The sequence below is a fragment of the Williamsia sterculiae genome (assembly GCF_900156495.1).
In the GTDB taxonomy this organism is placed as follows: Bacteria; Actinomycetota; Actinomycetes; order Mycobacteriales; family Mycobacteriaceae; genus Williamsia_B; species Williamsia_B sterculiae.
This window is the reverse complement of record NZ_FTNT01000002.1, coordinates 70,099-95,286: the sequence shown is the minus strand read 5'-3', so window position 1 is coordinate 95,286 and position 25,188 is coordinate 70,099. Positions and strand designations below refer to the sequence as shown.

Annotated in this window: 20 protein-coding genes and 1 tRNA gene; 8 read left to right on the top strand and 13 right to left on the bottom strand. The window is 67.8% G+C overall.

The window, feature by feature from the left end; translation table 11 throughout:
* Nucleotides 1-22 precede the first annotated feature (22 nt).
* Nucleotides 23-3,598: an indolepyruvate ferredoxin oxidoreductase family protein gene (locus tag BW971_RS03235; RefSeq protein WP_076476581.1), complete on the top strand. Its 3,576-nt coding sequence runs from the start codon at nt 23-25 to the stop codon at nt 3,596-3,598.
* 86 nt (nt 3,599-3,684) lie between these two features.
* Here BW971_RS03235 and BW971_RS03230 read toward each other — a convergent pair whose 3' ends face one another.
* The 5 genes from BW971_RS03230 to sucC all read right to left on the bottom strand — a co-directional run bounded on the left by BW971_RS03230 (nt 3,685) and on the right by sucC (nt 8,128).
* Complete coding sequence (locus BW971_RS03230; protein ID WP_076476579.1) at nt 3,685-4,371, bottom strand: MspA family porin; 687 nt, start codon at nt 4,369-4,371, stop codon at nt 3,685-3,687.
* 32 nt (nt 4,372-4,403) lie between these two features.
* The gene (locus tag BW971_RS03225) at nt 4,404-5,096 is read right to left on the bottom strand and encodes an MspA family porin (RefSeq protein WP_076476578.1); all 693 of its coding nucleotides are present in this window, start codon (nt 5,094-5,096) and stop codon (nt 4,404-4,406) included.
* Between the two features lie 218 nt (nt 5,097-5,314).
* The gene (locus tag BW971_RS03220) at nt 5,315-5,938 is read right to left on the bottom strand and encodes a TetR/AcrR family transcriptional regulator (RefSeq protein WP_076476576.1); all 624 of its coding nucleotides are present in this window, start codon (nt 5,936-5,938) and stop codon (nt 5,315-5,317) included.
* A gap of 108 nt (nt 5,939-6,046) precedes the next feature.
* Nucleotides 6,047-6,949 (bottom strand): succinate--CoA ligase subunit alpha, encoded by a 903-nt coding sequence (sucD, locus tag BW971_RS03215; protein ID WP_076476575.1) that lies wholly within the window; start codon nt 6,947-6,949, stop codon nt 6,047-6,049.
* Nucleotides 6,950-6,964: 15 nt separating this feature from the next.
* Complete coding sequence (sucC, locus tag BW971_RS03210; protein ID WP_076476573.1) at nt 6,965-8,128, bottom strand: ADP-forming succinate--CoA ligase subunit beta; 1,164 nt, start codon at nt 8,126-8,128, stop codon at nt 6,965-6,967.
* 424 nt (nt 8,129-8,552) lie between these two features.
* Here sucC and BW971_RS03205 point away from each other — a divergent pair, with 424 nt between their 5' ends.
* A complete protein-coding gene (locus tag BW971_RS03205; RefSeq protein ID WP_083709239.1) occupies nt 8,553-9,608 on the top strand; it encodes a M23 family metallopeptidase in 1,056 nt (351 codons plus the stop codon).
* 25 nt (nt 9,609-9,633) lie between these two features.
* On the opposite strand, the gene BW971_RS03200 is transcribed toward BW971_RS03205, so the two are convergent.
* Together BW971_RS03200 and BW971_RS03195 are read right to left on the bottom strand one after the other, a co-directional pair.
* Nucleotides 9,634-12,159 carry a UvrD-helicase domain-containing protein gene (locus tag BW971_RS03200; RefSeq protein ID WP_143690184.1) on the bottom strand — a complete coding sequence of 842 codons (2,526 nt, stop codon included), beginning with the start codon at nt 12,157-12,159 and terminating at the stop codon, nt 9,634-9,636.
* Nucleotides 12,160-12,250: 91 nt separating this feature from the next.
* The gene (locus BW971_RS03195; RefSeq protein WP_076477292.1) at nt 12,251-14,041 is read right to left on the bottom strand and encodes a hypothetical protein; all 1,791 of its coding nucleotides are present in this window, start codon (nt 14,039-14,041) and stop codon (nt 12,251-12,253) included.
* Between the two features lie 35 nt (nt 14,042-14,076).
* On the opposite strand from BW971_RS03195, the gene BW971_RS03190 reads away from it, so the two are divergent.
* The 4 genes from BW971_RS03190 (at nt 14,077) to BW971_RS03175 (ending at nt 18,235) form a co-directional block, all read left to right on the top strand.
* Nucleotides 14,077-14,379, top strand: coding sequence for a chorismate mutase (locus BW971_RS03190; protein WP_234974247.1), 303 nt, complete (start codon nt 14,077-14,079; stop codon nt 14,377-14,379).
* 117 nt (nt 14,380-14,496) lie between these two features.
* Nucleotides 14,497-16,197, top strand: a complete 1,701-nt coding sequence (gene pgi / locus BW971_RS03185; RefSeq protein WP_076476569.1) for a glucose-6-phosphate isomerase — start codon at nt 14,497-14,499, stop codon at nt 16,195-16,197.
* Nucleotides 16,198-16,200: 3 nt separating this feature from the next.
* Nucleotides 16,201-17,484, top strand: a complete 1,284-nt coding sequence (locus tag BW971_RS03180; protein WP_076476567.1) for a hypothetical protein — start codon at nt 16,201-16,203, stop codon at nt 17,482-17,484.
* Nucleotides 17,485-17,539: 55 nt separating this feature from the next.
* Complete coding sequence (locus tag BW971_RS03175; RefSeq protein WP_234974213.1) at nt 17,540-18,235, top strand: hypothetical protein; 696 nt, start codon at nt 17,540-17,542, stop codon at nt 18,233-18,235.
* 11 nt (nt 18,236-18,246) lie between these two features.
* Here the strand turns inward: BW971_RS03175 and BW971_RS03170 are convergent, their stop codons facing one another.
* The 3 genes from BW971_RS03170 to BW971_RS03160 are packed head-to-tail and all read right to left on the bottom strand — an operon-like array spanning nt 18,247 to nt 21,097.
* On the bottom strand, nt 18,247-19,149 hold the full coding sequence (locus BW971_RS03170; RefSeq protein ID WP_076476565.1) for a siderophore-interacting protein: 903 nt from the start codon (nt 19,147-19,149) through the stop codon (nt 18,247-18,249).
* 30 nt (nt 19,150-19,179) lie between these two features.
* Nucleotides 19,180-20,157, bottom strand: a complete 978-nt coding sequence (locus tag BW971_RS03165; RefSeq protein WP_076476563.1) for an ABC transporter substrate-binding protein — start codon at nt 20,155-20,157, stop codon at nt 19,180-19,182.
* Nucleotides 20,158-20,212: 55 nt separating this feature from the next.
* Nucleotides 20,213-21,097, bottom strand: coding sequence for a DNA-formamidopyrimidine glycosylase family protein (locus tag BW971_RS03160; protein ID WP_076477288.1), 885 nt, complete (start codon nt 21,095-21,097; stop codon nt 20,213-20,215).
* 110 nt (nt 21,098-21,207) lie between these two features.
* Here BW971_RS03160 and BW971_RS03155 point away from each other — a divergent pair, with 110 nt between their 5' ends.
* A complete protein-coding gene (locus BW971_RS03155) occupies nt 21,208-21,975 on the top strand; it encodes a 3'(2'),5'-bisphosphate nucleotidase CysQ (RefSeq protein WP_200799349.1) in 768 nt (255 codons plus the stop codon).
* A gap of 51 nt (nt 21,976-22,026) precedes the next feature.
* Here the strand turns inward: BW971_RS03155 and cobF are convergent, their stop codons facing one another.
* Nucleotides 22,027-22,788: a precorrin-6A synthase (deacetylating) gene (gene cobF / locus BW971_RS03150; RefSeq protein ID WP_076476561.1), complete on the bottom strand. Its 762-nt coding sequence runs from the start codon at nt 22,786-22,788 to the stop codon at nt 22,027-22,029.
* Nucleotides 22,789-22,990: 202 nt separating this feature from the next.
* Here cobF and BW971_RS03145 point away from each other — a divergent pair, with 202 nt between their 5' ends.
* A complete protein-coding gene (locus tag BW971_RS03145; protein ID WP_076476560.1) occupies nt 22,991-24,010 on the top strand; it encodes a hypothetical protein in 1,020 nt (339 codons plus the stop codon).
* Between the two features lie 25 nt (nt 24,011-24,035).
* Here the strand turns inward: BW971_RS03145 and BW971_RS03140 are convergent, their stop codons facing one another.
* Together BW971_RS03140 and BW971_RS03135 are read right to left on the bottom strand one after the other, a co-directional pair.
* Entirely contained in the window at nt 24,036-24,857 is an 822-nt protein-coding gene (locus BW971_RS03140; protein ID WP_076476558.1) for a DUF1707 SHOCT-like domain-containing protein, read from the bottom strand.
* Between the two features lie 145 nt (nt 24,858-25,002).
* Nucleotides 25,003-25,075, bottom strand: a tRNA-Arg gene (locus BW971_RS03135).
* Nucleotides 25,076-25,188 lie beyond the last annotated feature (113 nt).

Below are 25,188 nucleotides of genomic sequence, written 5' to 3'. Positions count from 1 at the left end.
ACCCACGAAGGCTGTGTGATCCATGACCCTCGCTCCTGAGGAGCGGCGATCGTCCGTCGCCGCGAACCCCGACTCCGCATCGCGTTCGAGCGTCTCAGCCGAGACATCGCCCGAGAGCTTCTCCCTCGACGACCGATACTCCCGCGAGTCCGGGACCATCTACCTCACCGGCATCCAGGCCCTGGTCCGGATGGTCCGCGACCGCGCGGTGCTGGACCGCCGCGAGGGATTGCGGACGGCCTCCTTCATCTCGGGATACGAGGGATCACCGTTGGCCGGTTACGACCTGGAGATCGCCCGCCGCACCGCACTGCTCTCCCCCTACGACATCGTGTATCGACCGGGCCTCAACGAGGAGCTCGCCGCCACCTCGGTGATGGGCTCACAGCTCGCCGCCGAGGTCACCGAGCTCGCCCCGACCCCCGACGGCCTCTCGCGCGACGGTGTGGTCGGCTACTGGTACGGCAAGGCGCCCGGCCTCGACCGGGCATCCGACGCTCTGCGCCACGCGAACATCATCGGAACGCACGCGCGCGGTGGCGCCGTGGCCCTCGTCGGTGACGATCCCGGTGCCAAGAGTTCCACCGTGCCGTGCGCCTCGGAGATGGCACTCGCCGATCTCTACCTGCCCACCCTGTACCCCGCGGACTCCCAGGACATCCTCGACTTCGGCGTCCATGCGGCGGTGATGTCACGCGTCTCCGGGCTCTGGACCGCGCTCAAGATCTCCGCTCATGTGGCCGACGGTGCGTCCACCGCCGTTGTCGCCCCCGACCGCCTCCACCCGCGATACGGCGACCTGGGGGTCAGCCCACATGTCCCGAGCGGCCGGCTGCTCGGGACCAACCTGATGGAGTTGGAACAGAACCAACTCACCATCCGCAAGCCCCGCGCACTGGAATACGCACGGCTCAACGGCCTCAACCGGATGGTCGCGCGTACGGGAGACGATCGCATCGGCATCGTCGCAGCGGGTAAGACCTATCTCGACGTCCGGGAGGCGTTGCGCCTGATCGGTATCGACGACTCCGAGTTGGGCCGCCTGGGCATCCGGATCCTCAAACTCGGGATGATCTACCCGTTCGAGCGGGAGGTGTTGCGCGACTTCGTCGACGGCCTCGACGAGGTGATCGTGGTGGAGGAGAAGCGGGACTTCATCGAGACGATGATGCGCGACATCCTCTACCGCAGCCCGCGAGCCCCGAGGATCGTCGGCAAGGTCAACGAGGACGGCTCGACCCTGTTCTCCCGCTTCGGCGAGCTCGACGTCGACGCGGTCACCCGCGGACTCGCGCTCCGCCTCGCCGCGCACCACAGAGTGCCCGCGGCACGCGATTGGGTGGACCGTCGGTCCCGACGACGTACCCGAATCGAACTGCCGTTGGCCACCCGAACCCCGTATTTCTGCTCGGGCTGCCCACACAACAGTTCCACCAAGGTGAGCGACGGCACCCTGGTGGGTGCCGGGATAGGTTGCCACGCCATGGTGTTGCTGATGGACCCGCAGCAGGTCGGTGACATCGCCGGGGTCACCCAGATGGGCGGCGAGGGTGCCCAGTGGCTGGGGATGGCGCCGTTCGTCGGCGAGCAGCATTTCGTGCAGAACGTCGGTGACGGCACCTTCATGCACTCCGCCTCTCTGGCGTTACGCGCGGCGATCGCCTCGGGTGAGAACATGACCTACAAGTTGCTCTACAACGGCACCGTGGCGATGACCGGTGGCCAGGATGCCGTGGGTGCGATGTCGCTGCCGATGCTCACGTCGTTGCTCATCGCCGAGGGTGTGCAGCGGGTGGTGGTCACCTCCGACGATCCGAAACGCACCCGTGCCCTTGGGCTTCCCGGCGGTGTGCGCGTGCGTCATCGTGACGACACCCTCGACGTACAGCGTGAACTCGCCGCGACACCGGGGGCGACGGTACTGGTCCACGACCAACACTGTGCCGCCGAGAAACGGCGCAAACGCAAGCGTGGTACCTATCCGACCCCGGCTCAGCGGGTGGTCATCAACGAGCGCATCTGTGAGGGCTGCGGCGACTGTGGCGAGAAGTCGAATTGTCTGTCGGTACACCCGGTGGACACCGAGTTCGGACGAAAGACCCGTATCGACCAGAGCTCCTGCAACCTCGACTTCTCCTGCCTCAACGGCGATTGTCCATCGTTCGTGACCGTCACGCCCGGTGCCCGTGCCGAACGCCCGGCGGCTCCGGAAATCGGACCGGACGACGTGCCGGCTCCCGTCCCGTCCACGCTGTCGCACAGTCGGTTCCGGATGCGCACCACCGGAATCGGGGGTACCGGGGTGGTCACCGTCTCGCAGGTACTGGCCACCGCGGCGGTCCTCGACGGCTTCGATGCCCGCACCGTCGACATGACCGGGCTGGCCCAGAAGGGCGGTGCAGTGGTCAGCGACCTCAAGGTCGATTCCGCACCGGTGGAGCAGGCCGCGAAGGTCGCCGACTGCGACTGCGACCTCTACCTGTCCTGCGATGCGCTGGTCGGCACCGACCAGGTCAACCTCAGGGTCGCCGCGGCCGATCGCACCACGGCGGTCGTCTCCACCACCCGCATCCCGACGGGGTCGATGGTCGTGGACACCACCATCGGCTACCCGTCGGACACCTCGGTGCACGAGCGGATCGACCGGAGTTGCCGCCGCTCGGTGTATCTCGACCCCGGTGCGGTGGCCACCGCGCTGTTCGGCGACGAGCAGTACGCGAACATGCTGATGGTCGGCGCCGCATTCCAGACCGGTGTGATGCCGATGTCGTCGGGCGCGGTGGAACGAGCGATCGCGCTGAACGGTGTGGCTGTGGACCGCAACCTGCAGGCGTTCCGCCGCGGCAGGCAGCTCGTCGCCGACCCGGGTGCGGTCGCCACCGCAGTCGAACGGTTGACGCCGGCGGAACCGGTGGTGGAACCCAGTGCCGACGCGCTGGCCATGGTGGCTCGGCTCGGTCACACCGGCGCCGAACTGCGATCGGTCCTGCTGCGTCGTACCGACGAGCTGATCGCCTATCAGGACCGGGCGTATGCGCAGCGGTACCTCGACGACGTGGAATCCGTACTCGAGATGGACGATGTCAGTGTCGACAACGAGGATGCCCTGGCCCTGTCGGTGGCCAGGAATCTGTTCACGCTGATGGCATACAAGGATGAGTACGAGGTGGCCCGACTGACCGGTGACACCGCGTTCGCGGCGCGGATCGCGCGCGACTACGGTGCCGATGCCGACGTTGCGGTGCGCCTTCACCCCCCGACGCTGCGAGCGCTCGGCATGAAGAACAAGCTGGCCCTGGGCACGCGGGCTCGACCGGTGCTGACGTCACTGGCGAAGATGAAACGCCTGCGGGGTACGCCGCTCGATCCGTTCGGCCATGCCGAGGTCCGCCGGGTGGAACGCGGTCTGATCACCGAATACCGCGACGTGGTCGCCCGGCTCACGAGAGCGGTCGCCACCGGCCGTCTCGACCAGGCGGTCGCGGTCCGTATCGCGGACCTGCCCGACATGGTGCGCGGTTACGAGTCCGTCAAGCTCGGCAACGTGGAGCGGTACCGCACGGCACTGCGCGAGCAACTGACCTCGGCCGGAGTCTGACGCGCGAAACCGGCCGACAGCCACCGCAAAGCAGTCGCACCCGGCGTCATCGACGCCGGGTGCGACCTGTGAGAGGGACAGTTGGCTCAGCCCAGACTGAACGGCCTGCCGTAGGTGGTGATCACCTGGTCAGTCGTGGGGGTGGAGATGAAGATGTTCGCGATCGACCGGGCTTGTGCGTATCCGGCGCAACCGGTCAGGTTCAACGTGGTCCCGACGTAGCTCAGCTTGGCGTGCTTGGTGTTGAAGCCGACTTTGGTCGAGTGGTTGTCGGCACCGAAGTCGTCCGCCTTCTCCGAGTCGTTGACGTAGTAGGTGGAGGCCTGGCCCGGCCCGAGCGTCAGGCTCTCGCTCAGCCCGGTGCCCCCGGTGGCCACACCGAAGGCTCCGGTTCCGGTGTTGTAACTGTTGGAGATGTTGTCGTTGTTGGTCGAGGTCAGCTGATTGACCGACACCTGGCATCCGACGATGTATCCGGCCTGCACCTTGATCTTGGCCTTGGTGCTGGTGGTCACGTCGTACTTGGCCGAGACCTGCGCGTTGCGGTGCAGCGGGGTTCCGCCGAGCGACGGGCTGATGGTGGCCCGCTCGTTGCTGCGCACCACGGTCACCTTGGTGCCGTCGGCGAGGGTCTTGGCGTCGGTCTGCGAGGGCAGGTTGACGAACACGTCAGCCGACGCCGGCCCCTGTGCGAGCAGAGCGATGCTGGTGGCCGCTGCGGCAGTACCCGCGACCTGGACGATTCTGCGAATCGACTTGTCTGACAGTTTCATTGGTTCCTCTGAGCTCGTGTGAAGGGGTGGGATCAGCCGATGGAGAAGGGCTTGCCGTACAGGGTCACCTTCTGATGGTCGTCACCGGTGGTCTCGACCACGGTGTAGGCCCGGGCCTGCGCGTAACCACCGCAACCCTGGATCGCGAGCTGGAACCGGCTGTAGCCGTAGTGGTATGTGCCCGACTTGGAGATGTCCTTGTAACCGATCGGAGCGAACGTCACCGATCCCGGGGTGATGGGAACAGCAAGAGAACCCGTCAGGTTCAGCGACGGCGTCACGCCGCCGAGCCCACTCAGCGCACCGCCGCCACCCAGGGTCAGGCTGCCGATGGCCACCTGGCAGCCGACGATGTAACCGGTCGACAGAGTCGCCGCCGAACCGTCGTTGGATGCTCCGTTGGAGCCCGGGAGGGCTGTCTCGCCACTGGGGCCGTTGTTGGGCTTGGTCGGGGACGCGGTCAGACCCTTGGCCACCAGGGTGATGTCCGCGGATACCCACGCGGTGCGCCCGATGCCGTTCGCGGCCAACGACGGTGAGATCTGCGCCGACTCGTTGGTCCGGGTGAGGGTCAGCCCGTCACCCTGCTGCTGACCGTTGGGCAGTTTCACGAACGCATCGGCCGATGCCGCGCCCTGCGTGACCAAACCCACCGCTGCGACACCCGCCGCGGTCATCGCACTGAGCGTAGCTGCTCGGCGCAGCGCCCGGTGAATCCTGCTCATCTGATCCTCTTTCGAAGACTCGTGATCGTCACCGTCGTAACGGTGGTCGATCGAAATCGGTTGTCTGACCTCGCGATCCCGCGGGCGAAATCAGTGGAACGCGCGAATCTTGACCGAGCCAGGTGAACAACAACCGAACGGTGGCACCTAGTTGTGCGTCGAACGATCATCATTTGAAATAACTTGCGATTCAAAAGATTTCATTACGCACCGAGTTGTTACTCAGGCTCAGGAACTCGGTTACCCACCGCAAGGGCCGCGAGTGCCATGTTCGCGAGCAGCTGGCCCGCCCGCTGACGGGGGACGTCGGGTAACCGGGGTGAGGAGTTCAGCAGCCCGAAGACGGCCTGCACCCGCAGCCGCGCCTCGCTGACCGGTTGCACCCCGGTCACCACCAGCAGTGTGTCGGTCCACAGTTCGACGTAGCGGCGCTGCAGCGACCGCACCGTCTTGTTCGCGACGGGTTGCAACGAGCTCAGATCGCGGTCCTGCACCCGGATGAGATCGGGTTCGGTGAGTACGAAACGGATGTGGAAATCGATCAGCCCGTCGAGCGCGGTTCGTGCGTCCGGTGCGGCATCGACCACCGCGACTCCCCCGTCGTGCAACCGCTCGGAGATGTCGACCAGGATCTCGGCGAGCACGTCGTCCTTGCCTGCGAAGTGTCGGTACATCGCCGGACCGCTGATTCCCACGGCGGCGCCGATGTCCTCCAACCGAACCGCGGAGAACCCACGCTCGGCCATCAGATGCGCCGCGGCGGTGAGCAACTCCTGCCTTCGCGCGGCCTTCGCCCGACCCCGCTGTGTCGCGGGTGCGGGGCGGTTCACCGGTGCGGTCATGATCGACGGGAGTCTACCCGAGCGGTGTCCACTCGGATCGGGACGACCACAACGCCCGTGGGGCGCACCGGACGTCCGGTGCGCCCCACGGGCGTGATCGCGAGATTCTTACAGCGCGTTGTAGAGTTCGCGGGCCAGCTCGGCCGTCTCGGTCGGCGTCTTGCCCACCTTGACACCCGCGGCCTCGAGGGCTTCCTTCTTGGCGGCGGCCGTACCGGAACTGCCGGATACGATGGCGCCCGCGTGACCCATGGTCTTACCCTCCGGCGCGGTGAAGCCCGCGACGTAGCCGACGACCGGCTTGGACACGTTGGCCTTGATGTAGTCGGCGGCGCGTTCCTCGGCGTCACCGCCGATCTCACCGATCATCACGATGACCTTGGTGTCGGGGTCCTTCTCGAACGCCTCGATGGCGTCGATGTGAGTGGTGCCGATGACCGGGTCGCCGCCGATGCCGATGGCGGTGGAGAAGCCGAGATCGCGCAGCTCGTACATCATCTGATAGGTCAGCGTGCCCGACTTGGACACCAAGCCGATCGGCCCGCTACCGGTGATGTTGTTGGGCGTGATGCCGACAAGCGCCTCTTCCGGGGTGATGATCCCGGGGCAGTTCGGCCCGATGATGCGGGTCTTCTGACCCTTCGAGGTGTTGTAGGCCCAGGCGTAGGCGGCATCCTGCACCGGGATGCCCTCGGTGATGACCACCAGCAACGGGATCTCGGCGTCGATCGCCTCGATGATGGCGTCCTTGGCGAACTTCGGCGGCACGAAGGCTATCGAGACATCGGCCCCGGTCTTGTCGATCGCTTCCGACACGCTGCCGAAGACCGGCAGTTCCACGTCGGCACCGTCTTGTGCGGTGTGGCTGACGGTGGTGCCCGCCTTCCGCGCGTTCACCCCGCCGACCACCTGGGTCCCCGCCTTGAGCATCAGCGCGGTGTGCTTGGTCCCCTCGCCACCGGTGATGCCCTGGACGATGACCTTGTTGTCCTTGTTCAAGAAGATAGACATGTATCCGCCGCTCCCTTACTTGCTCGCCAGTTCGGCAGCTTTGTCAGCGCCGGAGTCCATGGTGTCGGCCAGCGTCACCAGCGGGTGGTCGGCGTCGGCGAGGATCTGACGACCCTCCTCGACCTTGTTGCCGTCCAGACGCACGACCAACGGCTTGTTGGCATCCGCACCGAGTTTGTCCAGCGCGCCGACGATGCCGTTGGCGACCGCGTCGCAGGCGGTGATGCCGCCGAAGACGTTGACGAAGACGCTCTTGACCTGGTCGTCACCGAGGATCACGTCGAGACCCGCGGCCATCACCTCAGCGGATGCGCCGCCGCCGATGTCCAGGAAGTTCGCCGGCTTGACCCCGCCGTGGTCCTCACCCGCGTACGCGACCACGTCGAGGGTGGACATGACCAACCCGGCGCCGTTCCCGATGATGCCGACCTCGCCGTCGAGCTTGACGTAGTTGAGGTCGTTCTCCTTGGCCTTCAACTCGAGGGGATCCGTCGCGTCGCGGTCCTCGAACGCGGAATGGTTCGGGTGCCGGAAGTCGGCGTTCGCGTCCAGCGTGACCTTGCCGTCGAGGGCCAGGATCTGGTCGTCCGGGGTACGGACCAGCGGGTTCACCTCGACCAGCAGGGCGTCTTCCTTCACGAAGACCTCCCACAGCTTCTGAATGGTGTTGGCCGCGGCGTCGAGCACCTCGGCGGGCAGCTTGCCCGCCTCGGCGATCGTGCGGGCGAAGGCGAGGTCGACACCGGTGACCGCGTCGACCGGGATGCGGGCCAGCGCATCCGGGTTCTCCTCGGCGGTGACCTCGATCTCCACGCCACCCTCGACCGAGCACATGGCGAGGTAGGTGCGGTTGGTGCGGTCGAGCAGGAAGGAGATGTAGTACTCCTCCGCGATGTCGGCCGCTTCCGCAACGAGCAGGTTCTTCACCACGTGGCCCTTGATGTCCAGGCCCAGGATGGCCTCGGCGTTCGCCTCCGCAGCAGCGGCGTCCTCGGAGTACTTCACGCCGCCGGCCTTGCCGCGGCCACCGACCTTCACCTGCGCCTTGATCATCACCGGCTTGCCGATCTCCTCGGCGATGGCCTTGGCGCCCTCGGCGGTGTCGGTGACACGCCCGGGTGTGGTGGGTACTCCGTGGTCGGCGAACAGTTCCTTCGCCTGGTATTCGAAGAGATCCATTCAGCTCACCATCTCGTAGATTCGCCCGCCCAATAGAGTCGTTGTCGCTGTCGTTCGTGCCCCGCGGGGCCATAGTCATGCGGGCCACATCGGACTGTAATCCTGCCGTTCAGCCACATTGTGAGGACCTCCGCACCATGTGCGACAGATCACTCGGTCGGTCGACGACGCGGTCACCCGCAGTGCGGTGGATGCGCAATTGCGGGTCTCGGATTCGTCGACCCCCGCCGACTGTGAAGCAGGTCACATACGGCAGTATTGCATGCCTTGCGGTTGCACTGGCCGCAATCGTTTCGTTACCGTCGGCGGGGCCACGGGTCACGGGACCGTCACAGGTTTCGTCACTTCGTGATCGCGGGGGAAGTCACTCGCGGAGTCTGCTGTAGAAGGGTTGTGAGTTTTGGCATCACGTGGACCGTCGGGTGTGGCCACCACGCAATCCAGACCAGCGGAGTCCGACTTTCACGATGGTAATCCATCACTTCAACGTAGCGCAGATGGGTTTGGCGCCGAGGAGATCACCTCGATCATCCCGATCGATGAGTTCGACCGGTACGAGACCGCCTACCGCGCCTACGCGGACAGCATCACCGAGCCCTGGTCGCCGCCCCGCCGGCCCAGCATCCCGTCGCCTGCCGAGACCACGCAGGACATACTGCTCCCCGAGTACGAGTTCGACGAGGACACCCACCACGACCCGTTCGACGTCGACGGCGCCGAATACGACGACTACGTCTACGTTCCGGCTGCCTCCCCCGCCCGTCCGCGCCGGGGCGGCAGGCACCGCCTCGCCGCACCCCCCAGCGGCCTCAAGGGCGGCCGCGCCGCCCTGATCGCGATGGCTGCCGGTGCCGCCGTCGCAGCGGCCACCGGACAGTTCACCGCGCACCAGACCGAGGACAAGGCGTCCGACCAGCCTGCGCGGGCCGCGGTCGTCCCCGACACCGGCCCCGGTGTGGTCGCCGGGACGCCGTCGAAGGATCTACGGAATTTCGCCGACCAACTCGCTGCGGGTGAGGCGCTGGCCAAGGACAACGCGGCCAAGGACGCGGCGTCGCGTCGGCCCTTCTACGTCTCCCCGGTCGCGCTGGGGGCCTATGACTTCACCTCGTGCTACTGCGGCCGTTGGGGCTCGTTCCACGCAGGCATCGACATGGCCGCGCCGCTGGGCACCCCTATCCACGCCGCCACCGACGGCGTGGTTGTCGAGGCCGGGCCGGCGTCCGGCTTCGGCAACTGGATCCAGGTGAAGGCCCCCGACGGCACGATCACCGTCTACGGCCACATGTTCAGCGACGGTGTGAACGTCAGCAAGGGCCAGCATGTCACCGCCGGCGACGTGATCGGACATGTCGGCAGCGACGGTCAGTCGACCGGCCCCCACTGTCACTTCGAGGTGTGGAAGAACGGCGTCACCAAGATCGATCCGGCCCCGTGGCTGGCGCAGCACGGCGTGGTACTCGCCGGCTACACCGGCTGAGACACCGGATCCGGCGTCGTCCGGGTCAGAGCTTCTCCACGGGCAGCCCGCCCAGCGCCATCAGCGTGATGCGTCCCGCGGTCCCGAAATCGAAGGTCACCCGCTCGGTGGGCCCGTTCCCCTCTTTCCCGACCACCTTTCCCATCCCGTACTTGGGATGGGTCACCCGGTCGCCCACCGCGACATCGACGCGCTTGTTGCGACCTCGGGTGGGGTCGGCAGAGTACGAGCTGCGTCCACGGAAATCGGGCCCTCGGGAGTCGGGGCGGCGCCCGGAACCGATCGCGTCCCCCCCGCGACCGCCGGCACCGAACGACCCCCCACCGAACACCCCTCCACGGCTGCCGTACCGACTGCTGTCGCGGCGCGGTTCGGTGCGCCGCCAGTCCACCAGGTGTTGCGGGATCTCCTGCAGGAAGCGTGATTCGGGGTTCTGCACCGGCTGCCCCCAGGCCGAGCGCACCACCGAGCGGGTCACGTACAACCGCTGCCGGGCACGGGTGATCCCGACGTAGGCCAGGCGGCGCTCCTCACTGAGTTCGGCGGGGTCGCCGAGGGCGCGCATGTGCGGGAACTGCCCGTCCTCCCAACCGGTCACGAACACCACCGGGAACTCCAACCCCTTGGCGGTGTGCAGTGTCATCAGGGTGACCACGCCGGAGCCCTCGTCGGGCACCTGATCGGCATCGGCGACCAAAGACACCTTCTCCAGGAACGCCGCGAGCGAACCGGGTTCGGGTTCACCGTCGGCGGGTTCCGGACGATCGTCGGGGTCGATGCCCGCGGCGTCGGCGCTGAACTCGCGCGACACCGAGATCAACTCGTTGAGGTTGTCGAGCCGGGCCCCGTCCTGTGGGTCGTTGGAGGCCTCGAGCTCGTCGCGATAACCGGTACGCGCGACGATGGCCTCCGTCAGGTCACCGATGTCGGCGGACTCGGTGCCGGCGTCGATCACCGCGACATCGGATTCGGGCGATCCCGCGGCGCCGAAGGCGACCAGGAAGTCCGAACGCAATCCCTCGATCAGCTCGACGAACCGGGCAATCTGTTTGACCGCGCGAGTGTTCAGCAGCGGCACCTTGCCTTCGGCGCCGTCGAGCAGAGCCTGATAGAACGACACCCCCGTGTTCTCCGAGTGCACCGCGACGCAGGCTTCGGCGCGGTCGCCGATCCCGCGGCGGGGGGTGTTGAGGATACGACGCAGACTGACCGTGTCATCCGGATTGGCCACCACCCGCAGGTAGGCGACGACGTCGCGGACCTCTCTGCGCTCGTAGAACCGGACCCCGCCGACCACCTTGTACGGGATGCCGTGGCGGATGAAGATCTCCTCCAACGAACGCGAGCTGTTGTTGGTCCGGTAGAACACGGCCACGTCGGCGTAGCCGAACTCGCCGGAGTCGCTGAGTGAGTCGATCTCACCCGCGATGAAGGTCGCCTCGTCGTGTTCGGTGTCGGCGACGTACCCGACGATGAGCTCGCCGTCACCGGAATCGGTCCACAGCCGCTTGTCCCGCCGACCGGCGTTGCGCGCGATGACCGCGTTGGCCGCCGACAGGATGGTCTGGGTGGACCGGTAGTTCTGTTCCAGCAGGATCGTCTCCGCGTTCGGGAAATCGCGTTCGAATTCCTCGATGTTGCGGATGGTGGCGCCGCGGAAGGCGTAGATCGACTGGTCGGCGTCGCCGACCACGCACAGCTCCGACGGCGCGACGGCGACCCCGGTTCCGACGTCGGTGCCGACGAGCTCGCGCACCAGGACGTACTGGGCGTGGTTGGTGTCCTGGTACTCGTCGACGAGAACGTGACGGAACCGTCGGCGGTAGTACTCCGCGACCTGTGGATGAGTTTGTAGCAGCGTGACCGTCGCACCGATCAGGTCGTCGAAGTCGAAGGCGTTGGCCGCCTGCAGTCGCTGCTGATAGAGCGTGTAGATGCGCGCGAGTGTCTTCAGCGTCTCGTCGTCCTTCTCGGCCGCCTGTGCGGTGGCGGTCTCCGGATCGACGAGTTCGTTCTTGAAGTTGGAGATGTGCACCGAGGTGCCGCGGGGGCTGAACTTCTTGGGGTCGAGTTCGAGGTCGCGGACGATCATCCCGAGCAGTCGGCGCGAGTCGTCGGCGTCGTAGATGGAGAAATTCGAGTTGCGGTTGCCGAGCAGACCGGACTGCGCGCGCAGAATGCGCACACACGTGGCGTGGAAGGTCGACACCCACATCCGGTTGGCTCGGGGACCCACCAACCCGACGATCCGCTCGCGCATCTCCGCGGCCGCCTTGTTGGTGAAGGTGATGGCCAGGATCTGGCCCGGCGAGACGTCGCGTTCGGCCAGCAGGAAGGCGATCCGCCGGGTCAGCACCGCGGTCTTGCCCGAGCCGGCGCCCGCGACGATCAGCAACGGCACGCCGGTGTGCACCACCGCGGCACGCTGCTGCGGATTGAGTCCCTCGAGGACCTCGCGACCCGGGGCGCTGAGGCCGCGGTCGGCGGAGTCGTCGAACTCCAGATTGCCCCGGGCGAGGCCGGGCAGAGCGGGGTTCGGTGCTGAAGTCATCAGTTGTCCAGGCTACCCCGGCGGGGCGACAGCACCACTGCGACGCCCCGAACACTCGTTCGATCGACCGTCGATCATCCGACCGACCCGTTCAGGGCACCAGCGACGCTTGCGCGACCTCCCCGACCGTGCCACCGCCGAGATGGAGCGCCAGTCCCGCGGTCACCGGATGTATCCGCAGGTCGATTCCCTCCCCGTCCATCTGGACGTAGACCACGTGCAGACCCGGTCGCACGGGCACCGACACCGTCCGCGAGGAGGTCAGACCCACGTCCATCCGACCCGCGATGGTCGCGCAGTACGGGATCTCGACGGTCCATCGCCACCGCAGCAGCGGGCCGGACAGGGCGACGGTGGTGGGCGTGGTGACCTCCGGTCGGTCGCAGGTGCCCTGACCGGCGCCAAACGTGCGGGCTGGGGTGACCGTGCCCGGCGCGAGATGTCCGCGGGTGTCGAGGACGCGCAACGGCGCGTCGGCCCAGTCGCCGATGTGCGGACGGCGGTCGAGGGCGGCGAACACCCTGCCGGCCTGGTTGTCGGGGTAGGCGACCGGCAACAACACCTCCAACGGCAGCGGCTGGTCGAGGATCCGCGGTACGTCGGCGTCGGCCAGCGACGTACGGGCGGTCGACAGATAGTCGGCGGTCGGGTTCCGATCCCATGACCGCGCGAACCCGATCGTCGAGACCAGTCCCGATACGACCAGACAGCACATCAACCCGGTGACCGCCGCCCGGGGAACACGACCGAACCCTCGACCGACCGACCGGGATCGGCCCGCCGACGCCACCGCGATGAGCGCCGCCAGCAGCACCGCGACATCGGGCAGGTACCGCATGGTCTGGGCCAGTTCGGGCGCGGTGTCGGCACTCGACCGGAACCACAGCGGCGGGACCTGGGACACCACCAGATAACCCACCAGCAGCACCGGCAGCGTCCACCCGTGGACCCGCCGGACCAGCAACCACCCGACAGCGGCGGCGAGTATCACCCAGCCGGCCGCGATCATCCACCCGGCGGGCTGCGCGAACGGTGGACTGGGCACCCACCGCTCCCACCGCCACGGACCACCGACGAGCGACGGGATCAGCCCACGCTCGACCGTGCGCCACCACAGGGTCCACGTCTGGGCCGCCGTGTGTTCACCGGCGCCGGGTCCGGCGACCGCCCAGTAGATCCCCAGCCAGACCACCGTCACCGCGATCAACGATCCCCACAACGTGGCCGTCCGGCGTAGCGCAGTACGCACCGACACCCCGACGGTGGCCGCGGACACCACCACCACGGCCGCCGCCGCGAACGGGATCACCATTGACTTCTCGAAGAACGCCAGCCCCATCAGATAGACCAGCACCGCGCGGATCACCAGCCGGCGGCGATCGACGGTCCCTCCGGCCATCAACACCGCATCCCCGATCACCCAGGCCAGCGCGGCCTGCAGGGGCAGGGCGTTGAGGGCCGCCGACCACCACAGGGACGCGGGCACCGCCAACGGCGTGAACAGGAACGCCGCCAGCGACATCGGCCCCGCCCAACCGGGCTCCCGACCCCCCGCGCGCAGCAGGATCGTCAGCATCCGCCAGACCGCAGCCGCGGCGAGCGCGGCCAGCACCACCAGCGTGGTCGCCGGGATCACCCAACTCAACGGGGCCGCTCGGGTCGACAGGCCGGCCACCAGGAATGCGCCCGGCATGAGGTGGCCGTCCTGATCGGCGAACAGATACGACGGCGACCACCACTGCTGCGCCCCGGCGCGGGCGATGAAGCGGAGGTCGTCCCAGTAGAAGCCACCGTGCGCGGCCAGCCAGACACGTACCACCACGAAGCAGACCACCAAGACCGCGGCGACTACTGCGGGGCGCCCGCGAACAGTGACCGTCACACCCACAGTGTGGCAGCGTGGCAAGATCACCCTTCGTGAGCAATCCCGATCTCGACCTGTCGGCTGTGGGACTGGATCTGAACGTCGACCACATCCCCGACGACATCGACGACCTACGCAAGGAGATCGACCGCCTCGACGCCATCATCCTGGCCGCGGTCAAACGACGCACCGCGGTGTCCAAGAAGGTCGGTAGGGCACGGATGGCGTCCGGCGGCCCCCGGCTGGTGCACAGCCGCGAGGTCAAGGTGCTCGACCGATTCGCCGAGCTCGGCCAGGAGGGGCACACCCTGGCGATGACGCTGCTACGTCTCGGCCGTGGCCCACTGGGACGCTGAACGCGGTTCGGGGTCATCCCCGGTGAGCGCCGGGGCGGGCCGACTAGGCTCGACGGTGAGCCAGCCCATTTCTGTCCGGGACAGCCGGGCACCACGTACAAGGGGTCGTACGACGTCATGAGCAGCGAGACCATCGAGACCGACATCACCGGTAGCCACGCCTGGCAGGAGCTGTCGGCCCATCAGCCGCACGTGTTCGCGATGCATCTGCGCGAGGTGTTCGCAGTGGACCCGCAACGCGGCGAGGAACTGACCGTCGACGTCGGCGATCTGCACATCGACTACTCCAAACACCGGGTGCTGCGCGAGACGCTCAGCCTGCTGTTCGACCTGGCCCGCGCGGCCGACCTCGAGACCAAACGTGACGCGATGTTCTGGGGTGAACACATCAACACCTCCGAGGACCGCGCCGTCCTGCACACCGCGCTGCGGCTGCCCGCGGACGCCACCCTGACCGTGGACGGCCAGAACGTGGTGACCGACGTGCACGAGGTCCTCGACAAGATGGGTGCGTTCACCGACGAGCTGCGCAGCGGTGACTGGAAGGGCCACAGCGGCGAGCGGATCCGCACCGTGGTGAACATCGGCATCGGTGGATCCGACCTCGGACCCGCGATGGTGTACGGCTCACTGCGCCATTACGTCGACGCCGACATCCAGTGCCGTTTCATCTCCAACGTCGACCCTGCCGATCTGGTGGCCACCGTGGCCGACCTCGACCCGGCCACCACCCTGTTCGTCGTCGCGTCCAAGACATTCACCACCCTGGAGACCATCACCAACGCCGTCGCGGCTCGTCGCTGGTTGCTCGACGGTCTCGGCATCGACGACTCCGACAGCGGTGAAGGTTCCGCCTACGCCGACGCCGTCGCGAAACACTTCGTCGCGGTGAGCACCAACGCCGAGAAGGTCGCCGAGTTCGGTATCGACACCGACAACATGTTCGGCTTCTGGGACTGGGTCGGCGGTCGCTACTCGGTGGACTCGGCAATCGGCCTGTCGGTGATGGCGGCCATCGGCAAGGAGCAGTTCGCGGAGTTCCTGCACGGGTTCAATCTGGTGGACCGACACTTCCGCACCGCGCCGATGGAGCAGAACGCGCCGGTCATCCTGGGGTTGATCGGCGTCTGGTACAACAACTTCTGGAACACCACCTCGCGCGCGGTGCTGCCCTACTCGCAGGACATGGCCCGCTTCGCGGCGTATCTCCAGCAGCTGACGATGGAGTCCAACGGCAAGTCGGTCACCTCTGAAGGTCATCACGTCACCACCGACACCGGCGCGGTGTTCTGGGGCGAACCCGGCACCAACGGCCAGCACGCGTTCTACCAGTTGCTACACCAGGGCACCCGCATGATCCCCAGCGATTTCATCGGATTCGCCAGCCCCACGGACGATCTGCCCGAGGCCGATGGCTCCGGGTCGATGCACGACCTGCTGATGAGCAACTACTTCGCACAGACAAAGGTGCTGGCCTTCGGCAAGACCGCCGACGAGGTCGCAGCCGAGGGCGTGGACCCGGCGGTCGTCGCGCACAAGGTGATGCCCGGCAACCGCCCGTCGACGTCGATCCTGGCCCCGGAGTTGACCCCGTCGGTCATCGGGCAACTCATCGCCCTGTACGAACACCAGGTTTTCGTCGAGGGGGCCATCTGGGGGATCAATTCCTTCGACCAGTGGGGCGTGGAGCTCGGCAAGACCCAGGCCAAGGAGTTGCTCAGTGTCATCACGTCCTCTGATTCGCCGTCGCCACAGTCTGATTCGTCGACCGACGCGCTGGTCCGCTGGTATCGGACGCACCGCGGGCGCAGCGTCTGATCGATGACCGGGGTCCGCCGTCTCGGCGTGGTGGACGAGATCTTCTACCGCGAACACACCGGCGGTGGCACCCCGGTGGTGATGCAGGGCCTGGCCCGTGTCCCCCATCGGGTCACTCCCGAGGACCTCGCGGACGCGTACGCGTCACTCGCCGGCGGACCGCTGTCGTCGGGTATTTCTCGGTCGCGTGTCCCGCTCGCGCGCAATTGGTTCCACCGCGATGTCATCGTCAGCCCACTGCTGGTCGACGACGTGGCGAACGTGGTGACCTGGGCCGATGACTGTGCTCGCACCCCACTCGATGTCGAGAAGGGCCCGGTGTGGGAACTGCGTATCGGTCACGTCGCCGGTGGGGGTTCGATACTCAGCCTGGTCTGCGCCCACGCCGTGGCCGATGGGATGAGCATGCTGGCGGCGGCGGCCGACGCATTGACGTCCGAGACGCGCGCCCCGGCGATCCGCACGCCTACCGCCGGAGACGATCTGCGAGATGCCGTCACCCTCGCCCGGCTGGTCGTCGGTGGTGTGACCCGCACCGCTCGACAACTCATCCGGGCACCGCGGGCGCAACGCACACAGCTGGTGGCGGAGATGCGCGCGTCGCGGGGTTCGACGCAGACCGCAGGTAACACCACCGCGGTGGACCCGACGTGGCGCGAGGCGACGACGGTGATCGACATCGACGCCGTCGCGTGGGACCGCGCGACCGGTGCCGGCTCCGATGCCGACCTGGCCGTCGTGCTGATCGCCGACCTGGTCACCCGGGTGCGCGGCGAACCGGGTCCCCTGGACGTGTTCGTCCCCCGAGTCGCGCGGGCCGGGGGTGTCGGCGCCAACGCGGTCAGCACCGATGCGGTGCGCCTGCGCGGACCCGAAGACTGGGCGGATCCCACCGCTGTGCACGGATGCATGCTCGCGGGTCAATCGGTCGGGGCGCCTGCCGATGTTCCCCCGGAGATCTTGCAGTTGATCGGTCCCCGGTTGTCGCGTCGACTCGTTCCGGAACCGGGTGCCGCCGACGCGATGGTATCGATCCTCGGCGACGTCCCGGCCGGATTGTCCTCGCTGGGTGCCGACGGTGTCGCCGTCCGCGCCATGCGGCCGTCGTCGACCCCGGCTCACGCGAGCGCGCGCAGGACCACCGCCGACATGTGGCTGATCCGGTCCGCCGACACGGTGACCCTGTCAGTGGTCGCCCCGGATGTCACCATTCGCGACCGCGGTGTCCTGGACGGTCTGCTCGCAGGCGTCTGCGCCGCCCGCGGACTCACCGTCCGTCGCTGGTGACGCCCCGATCGTCCACCTACCCGCTTCGCGGGCGCTCTACGCATACGATTCCGGCATGTCTTCGTTGCGCGCTCCGGCCTCGGTTCACGGTCGCGTCCTGCGACTCGGCGTGGTCGGCGCGATCGCGTCGCTCGCGGTGGCGGGGTGTGCCGGTACCACCAACTCCCCCGCACCGAGTTCGTCGCTGCGCACCGTGCCGGTGCCCGTCTCCGCCGACGTGACGGTTCCCACGGGCGCCCCCGATCGCACCCCACCGGGCACAACGCTGACCTGGGGGCAGAGCGCCTATCTGCCTGCCGACGCGTTCCGAGCAACCGGTCAGCTGGCGATGTTCACGGTGACCGGGGTCGAGCCGGGTTCGCGGTCGGAACTGCCGAGCAGCCTGACCAAAGGCGGTGACCCCTTCTACGTGCACCTGACCATCAGCCAACTCGCCGACAAGGCTGTGCCCGCACCATCCACCGAGGGTTTCTCCGCCAGCAGCGACGGTCGCACACCCACCCGAACCGTCGCGCCGCCCGACAACTTCTCCCGATGCGTGGCCAACCCGACGCCCAAAACCGCGAAACGCGGCGATTCGATCGCCACCTGCGTGGTGGCAGTGGTGGATCCCGGGACGGTCCCCGACAAGGTCATCTACTGGGCCGACACCACCGGTGATTCGTCGTTGAACTACAAGGCATCACCGGTGGTCTGGTCGAGCCCTGCGCCCGCACCGGCGTCGAGCCCCGTGGCGACACCCACGGGATAGGCGTCGCTCTGCTAGGTGTCCAGGTCGATGTTCTCGGCCAGCACCGGGTCGTGCACGTCCGCCCCACCCGCGATCGCGTGTTGGTAACGCACCAGGTTGGTCGCGTCCACGTCGGTGCTGCTGCGTCCCGACGTCCAGTAGGCGCGAGCCAGGATGTCGTCGCCGGGAACGTGCCACCGGCGGGTGACGACGCTCCGCAGCACCCGCACGTCGCCGGTCTCCGCGGCGATCCACACCTGCACCCGCCGTTGCGCGCGGACCGCCCGCGGTGTCTGATGACCGATGTCATGCGCGGCACCGACCCGGATCACCGACAGTCGCGGGTGTGCCGGTATCAGGACCAGATCGTCTCGAGGGCAGTCGATCACGTAGACGATGACCGTGACGTGGTCGGGTAGTCGCTCCACGATGCCGGCCGCACCGGGCAACCCGCTGCCGTCGACCATCAGGATCACATCCCGAATCTCCTGCGGCAGATGCCATTCCGCGCGCATTCCGGCAAGGTCGACGGCATCACCGGGCCGCACCGTGGCCAGCCACGACATCAGCGGACCGGTCTGATGTCTCGCGACATCAACGGTCAGGAGACCGCGTGCGGGGTCGAAGTGCCGTACGGTGAGAGCCCGCAGTACGGGCTGAGTCGCCCCCTCCGGCCATCGGGGCAGACCGTCGTCACCACGTCTCGGATGGTCGGTTCGGGCACCGTCGTCGATCGGCAACATGAGCTTGAACGCATCGGCGGGCTCGGGGTGGTAGTCACCCAGATCGTCGGTGCGCAGCGTCAACCGGGTGAAGTCCCGCGTCAAGATCACGGTGTCGACGACGGTCGTCCGCGCGGTGCGCAGCTCGGTGCGTTGAGCCCGGCGGCGAATCGCCGCCTTGATGGTCCGCGTCGCGTCGGTGCCTGTCGTCATGTCACTCCCATGTGATTGCTGATGCCCGCCTCATCGCAGTCTCGCCAGCGCGGGGCGCAGTTTCTCGACGGCCCAGGGCACCGACAGCACCGACGGCGCCCCGAATCCACTGGCATCGTCGTTGGTCAGGAAGACCGTGGCCCCGGACCGCACCGCGGGCAGGTCGTTCCAGCCCGGGATGGCGGCAAAGGTCTCCGGTCCCCCGACCAGCGGCCAGAAGATGAGCAGGTCGGAGCGCAACAGGTCGATGCGCTCGGCCGACACGATGACCCGCTGACCGTTGGCCCCGGTGTTCCGGACCGCGGGATCGAGGGTCAGACCGACCTGTTCGAGCAACCGCGACGACGGATCGCCGCTGGAGGCCACCACACCGAACTGTCGGTCCGCGGTGAGCTGACCGAAGCTGAAGGTCTTGCGCCGCGCGGCGGGGTATTCGGCGGCCACCGCCGCGACCCGGGTGTCCACATCGTCGACGGCCTGTCGTGCTCGTTGCTGCTTGCCGAAGATCTTGCCCGCCACGATGGTCAGGTCCTGCCACGAGTCGTTCACCGCACCCTTGGCCATCACCGGCACGGTGGGGGCGATCTTGGACAGTTGTTCGTAGACACCCTGATCGGGCAGGTACCCGGCGAGGATGACGTCAGGGGCGAATCTCGCGACGTCGGCGACGCCCGGTGCTCCCGCGGAAGCCGCATACGGGATGACGGTCGAGTCGTGACGCGGAGTCCAGGCGAAGCGGTTGTCAGGGCCTGCATATCCCTGCACGACGAATTCGGCGGTGATCGGGACCCCCAGCTCGACCAGGGTGTCCGACCAACCCGACCCGATGGTCACCACCCTGCGCGGGTTGGCCGGGATCGTCGTCGAACCGAATTGGTGGTCGACGACGACGGGAGCCGCCGACGTCGAGACCGCATCACCGGTCGGCGACGGTGAGGTGCAGCCGGCCACCCCCACCAGGAGGGCCACGGAGAGCAGAGCACCGGCACACCGCCGTGTCGTCGTCATGAAGGTTAGGCTAACTTTATCTGTGCCGACGCGGCAAGGGGCGTGCGAGCCCGCGTCACTTGAGCAGGCGCGACATCCTCCGGTCGGCGAGCACTCGACCCCCGGTCTGGCAGGTCGGGCAGTACTGGAAGGAACGGTCGGCGAACGAGACCTCGCGCACGGTATCGCCACACACCGGACAGGGCATACCTGTCCTGGCGTGCACCCGCAGGCCGGATCTCTTCTCGCCCTTGAGCTTCGCGACCTCCTGGCCTTCGAGTCGGGCGATCGCGCCGGTGAGGACCTCACCGATCGCACCGTGCAGGCGGGTGAGCTGGTCGTCGTCGAGAGATCTCGCGGAGGCGAAGGGGGACAGCTTCGCGGTGTGCAGGATCTCGTCGCTGTACGCGTTGCCCACACCTGCCACCGTCCGCTGGTCGGTGAGGACGTTCTTGATCCGGCCGGCGGTATCGGCGAAAACTGCGGCGAGCTCGTCGCGGGACAGGCCCAGGACATCGGGACCCAGGGTGTTGATGCGATCGACGGTGGCGGGGTCGCGGGTGATCCACACCGCGAGGCGCTTCTGCGTCCCGGCCTCGGTGACGTCGAAGCCCTCGCCGGGGAGCCCACAGTGCACCCGCAACGCGATCGGCCCCTTGCCCCCGGGCCGCGGCGGGGTCTGCGACAGGTGATCGGACCAGCGCAGCCATCCGGCTCGGGACAGATGGATGATCAGATGGATCTCATCGACACCGCCGACCGCGGGGTCGGTGGTGGTGACGATGAGGTACTTCCCGATGCGCCACACCCTGTCGACGATGCGACCGGCGAGCGCGCTGTACGGCGGGTCGGCCGTCTTCAACACCGCCAACGAGGCCACGTCCACCCGCCTGATGGGCAACCCCGCGGCGCGGCCGTCGACATAGTCGGCGATGGCCTGCACCTCGGGTAGTTCGGGCATGGTCTCAGTTTGCCACCCACCCTCGACGTGCGGTGCCTGCATGACGTCGTCGGGGTGATGCGATCTAGGGTTCACGCAGACCCAGACCGCGGCGGGAGGAGGCACGCACGATGGATGCCGGCCGACGTCTGCGCTCGAACGTTCCGCGCCACAGCGATCTCGACCTCGCCGCACACATCGCCGAGGGCGCGGGGCGGATCCTGCTCGGCGTGCGCCATCAGCGACTGCTGACCGGTCGCGCCCTCGGTGACGTGGGTGACGCGATGGCCCAGCAATGGATCGCCGCCGTGTTGCGCACCCATCGCCCCGACGACGCGGTGCTGTCGGAGGAGGCGCCCGACGATCCGGTTCGGCTGCGGTCCCGCCGCGTGTGGGTCATCGACCCGCTGGACGGGACCAGCGAGTTCTCCCGGGGCACCGACGATTGGGCCGTGCACATCGCGCTCACCGTCGACGGCCGCCCCGACGCCTGCGCGGTCTCGTTGCCCGGGCGCGGCGAGTTGTACCGCACCGATGTGGTGGACCCCCTGCCCGACGAGTTGTCAGGGCGAATGGTGACCTCGCTGTACGGCGCCGGGTACGAATCGGCATGGGTGGCACGCGCGCTGGGTCTGCGGATGTTCGCCGTCGGGTCGGCGGGCGCCAAGGCGATGGCGGTGGTGCGTGGCGCCGCCGACGCCTATGTCCACGGCGGCGGCCAGTACGAATGGGACAACTGTGCGCCGGTCGGGGTGGCCGAGGCGGCCGGACTGCACTGCAGCCGACTGGACGGTTCCGCGCTGCTCTACAACCGGCCGGACCCGTATTTGCCGGACTTCGTCATCTGTCGGATGGAGATCCGCGACCGCGTGCTCGAGTCGCTCGCCCAGATCTGGTGACGCAGCCCGGTCGGCGACGGCGCCGGGCGACGGCGCTCGCCGTTGTCCCGCTCACGGCTTGCGCAGCAGATAGATGTCCATGATCCAGCCGTGGCGTTCACGCGCGGCCAGCCGGGTCCGGACGATCCGCTCCCCCACCTCACCCACCGTCCCGGCGATCAACAGCTCGTCCGGGGTGCCGAGGTAGGCACCCCACCAGATCTCGTCCTCGGCCGCAGCCGTCTGCATGAACGTGCACGCCGCGTCGAGCATGACGATCTGATTGCGGTCGTCGTCGGGCGGGGTGGACGCGAGGCGCCGTCCGGTGGTGATGTGTACCGGCTCACCGACCCGATGAGCGACGACGCGGTGAGCGGCGGTCAACACTGAGACGCTGGTCACACCGGGAATCACGATGACCCGCAGCGGCAGCCGCTCGCGGGCGACGATGGCGTCCACGATCCGCAGGGTGCTGTCGTACAGCGCCGGGTCGCCCCAGACGAGGATCGCACCCACCCCGTCGTCACCGAGCTCGCGGAGCAGCGCCACCTCGATCACCTCGGTGCGGGCCGCATGCCAGCGCAACACCTCGGCGCGGTAGTCGTCGGGTCGGCGATCTCGAGGCGGGTCGGCGATCTCGACGAACCGATGGTCGCCGCGAATGTGCTGCTCACAGATCTGCCGTCGAAGGTCGACCAGCGACTCCGCACCCGGGGTGGTCTCGGTCTTGTCGAGCACGAAGAACGCGTCGACGCCCTGCATCGCGTCGACGGCCGCGAGGGTGAGCAGACGGGGATCGCCGGGTCCGATGCCGATGACGCGTAACTCACGCATCGGAAGAATTCACATCAGTCGAGTGCCCGGGCATGCGCTCACCGTACTGACCATGCGCCGCGCTGCCCCGACCCTGTTCGGCGGGCAAAAAGGTTTGCGCCACTCAGGAAATATCTGGGACGGTGTGCAGGTTCTCAATCCTGAGAAGCAGATGAGAAAACCGCGTGGTCGCGCCCCAGGGCCGTCCGGGAGGAGCTGATCGGTGGTCGTCGGAATCGGGCTGGGTGTCCTCGCAGCGATCGGGTACGGCCTGTCGTCGGTCATGCAGACGATGGGGGCGCGCCAGGCGACTGCCGAAGCGGACGGCAGCAATGCGTTGACCACCACCAGTGGTCACCCGACGCTCAAGTCCACCATCGCCGCCGCGCTCACGGGGGTGTTCGTCCTCGGGGCCATCATGGACGTGTTGGGTTTCGCCGCCGGAGCGGGCGCGGCGCGGATGCTGCCGTTGTTCCTGTCACAGACCATCGTCGCAGGCAATCTGGTGGTGACCGCGGTGCTGGGCACCACGGTCCTGGGCATTCACCTGCACACGCGTGACTGGGCCGCCATCGGACTGGTTCTCCTGGCGCTCTGCATGCTCGGAACCGCCGCGCACGCGGGCGGTACCACCCACGTCAGCCTGCCGTTCCGCACCGGTCTGTTGATCGCGACCGTGGGAGTCGTCGCGATCTCGTTGCTGACGGTGCGGCGCCTGGGCAAGGGCGGGTCGGTGGCCGCAGGCGCGGCCGCGGGTGTGCTGTTCGGTGCGATCGCCATCGCGGTTCGCGTGCTCGACGGGGTGTCGCCGTTCTCGCTGTCGCATCTGATCGTCGACCCCGCGGCCTGGACCATCGCGATCGCAGGGGCGTTCGGCTTCTACCTGCACACCGTCGCACTGCAGCTGGGCGCGGTGAACGGTTCGACGGCGGCGATGGTCGTCGGGGAGACGGCGCTGCCCGGAATCGTCGGGGTGGTCCTACTCGGGGACAGCACCGTTGCCGGCCGTGAATGGTTGGGTGTGACCGGCTTCGGCTTGGCCGTGGTCGGTGCGGTCCTGGTCGCGTTGTTCGGATCGGGTGAGGCGCAACGATCGGCGGAGCAGAACGAGGTACATCTACCGCCGGTGGCGTTGCACAAACCGCACGTGCTCCCCCAGCGGTCCGAGCATGATGCGGACTCACACCGCGATGTCGGGCACGTGGCCACCGGTCCACGCAGTTTCGTCGACAGCGACTGCTGAACCGCGGGCGACCGAGCCGACGCCCTCAACACCCCCATCCACATCGGTGGACTCCCTTGACCGTCCCGTCCAACCGGGTGACCATATGCGAGTCGATGCTGACGCCGTTGACCCCGATCCAGATCTCGCCCCCGTCATCGCCACCGATCGTCACCCGGAACGCGGGACCGGCATCCTGTGGCGTGCCGATCCCCAGCCGTTCGGGGGCCGATGCGATCACGTCCGCCACGCGCTCGGTGTCGACGTCGGCGAGATCCACCGACTCGTTCGGGAGACCGGAATCGACCGCGAGCCCGCTGTAGACCTCCGGGCTGTGGAAGTCGCCGCCCGGTGAGTACTGGTAGTGCACGCCGCCGGTGGGTGACGACGGATCGATGACGTGTAGCTCGGCCTCGTCGCGGTACAGGTGGATCCCCTCGACGACGGTGGTGTGGAAGCGTTCCCTGGTGCGCTGAACCACTTCTGCGATCCCGTGGGCGGTGAAGAGTTCGCCCGCGACCATCGGATCCACCGGTCTGTCCGGTCGGCGGTTCTCGACGTCGGTGGTGAACACACCGGCGGCAATGCAGATCGCGACCACCATCAGTGCACCGGCGAGGGCAAGTGCCCACGGGGAGGCCACCAGAGGATGTCGCGGCGGCGGTGGCACCGGTGCGCGTGGGATCCGGAGATCACTGGTCAATGACGCCAGCTCGGCCAGTGTCCTGGCGGACCTGGCCCGTTCGAGGCGCTCCACGTGTTCGGTGACGTCGAGTTGCCCGGCGACGAAGGCCAGATCGAGATCGGCAAGTGCCGACGCTCGGTCGACATCGCCCGCCCGCATATCGCCGTCGTCGGAATCCACCATGCGCCCACCTGCTCTGCGGTCGCGATCCCTCATCGGGGTGGTCGCCGGTGGGCGCCGCGCTGTTACCGCGCCGGAGTGCGCCCCCACAGATCGCGTTCACACACAGTGGGCGCACGCCGCCCCGAGGGTGGCAGAGATACCTCGGTGCTCCCGGCAGGATTCGAACCTGCGACACCGGCTTTAGGAGAGCCGTGCTCTATCCCCTGAGCTACGAGAGCGCTGCTCGGGGAGTCTACGGCACCGGTGAGTACCGCCTCGTGGAGACCGGTCCGGGAGACCGACCACGCGTTTCATGGCCGTCACGCACCGGAAACGCCCTGGCGATCTCGCT

Bases quoted from the DNA above. Each gene is read 5' to 3' on its own strand.
- BW971_RS03235 (WP_076476581.1), top strand. From the start codon at position 23: ATGACCCTCGCTCCTGAGGAGCGGCGATCGTCCGTCGCCGCGAACCCC.
- BW971_RS03230 (WP_076476579.1), bottom strand. From the start codon at position 4,371: ATGAAACTGTCAGACAAGTCGATTCGCAGAATCGTCCAGGTCGCGGGT.
- BW971_RS03225 (WP_076476578.1), bottom strand. From the start codon at position 5,096: ATGAGCAGGATTCACCGGGCGCTGCGCCGAGCAGCTACGCTCAGTGCG.
- BW971_RS03220 (WP_076476576.1), bottom strand. From the start codon at position 5,938: ATGACCGCACCGGTGAACCGCCCCGCACCCGCGACACAGCGGGGTCGG.
- sucD (WP_076476575.1), bottom strand. From the start codon at position 6,949: ATGTCTATCTTCTTGAACAAGGACAACAAGGTCATCGTCCAGGGCATC.
- sucC (WP_076476573.1), bottom strand. From the start codon at position 8,128: ATGGATCTCTTCGAATACCAGGCGAAGGAACTGTTCGCCGACCACGGA.
- BW971_RS03200 (WP_143690184.1), bottom strand. From the start codon at position 12,159: ATGACTTCAGCACCGAACCCCGCTCTGCCCGGCCTCGCCCGGGGCAAT.
- pgi (WP_076476569.1), top strand. From the start codon at position 14,497: ATGAGCAGCGAGACCATCGAGACCGACATCACCGGTAGCCACGCCTGG.
- BW971_RS03180 (WP_076476567.1), top strand. From the start codon at position 16,201: ATGACCGGGGTCCGCCGTCTCGGCGTGGTGGACGAGATCTTCTACCGC.
- BW971_RS03175 (WP_234974213.1), top strand. From the start codon at position 17,540: ATGTCTTCGTTGCGCGCTCCGGCCTCGGTTCACGGTCGCGTCCTGCGA.
- BW971_RS03170 (WP_076476565.1), bottom strand. From the start codon at position 19,149: ATGACGACAGGCACCGACGCGACGCGGACCATCAAGGCGGCGATTCGC.
- BW971_RS03165 (WP_076476563.1), bottom strand. From the start codon at position 20,157: ATGACGACGACACGGCGGTGTGCCGGTGCTCTGCTCTCCGTGGCCCTC.
- BW971_RS03160 (WP_076477288.1), bottom strand. From the start codon at position 21,097: ATGCCCGAACTACCCGAGGTGCAGGCCATCGCCGACTATGTCGACGGC.
- BW971_RS03155 (WP_200799349.1), top strand. From the start codon at position 21,208: ATGGATGCCGGCCGACGTCTGCGCTCGAACGTTCCGCGCCACAGCGAT.
- cobF (WP_076476561.1), bottom strand. From the start codon at position 22,788: ATGCGTGAGTTACGCGTCATCGGCATCGGACCCGGCGATCCCCGTCTG.
- BW971_RS03140 (WP_076476558.1), bottom strand. From the start codon at position 24,857: ATGGTGGATTCCGACGACGGCGATATGCGGGCGGGCGATGTCGACCGA.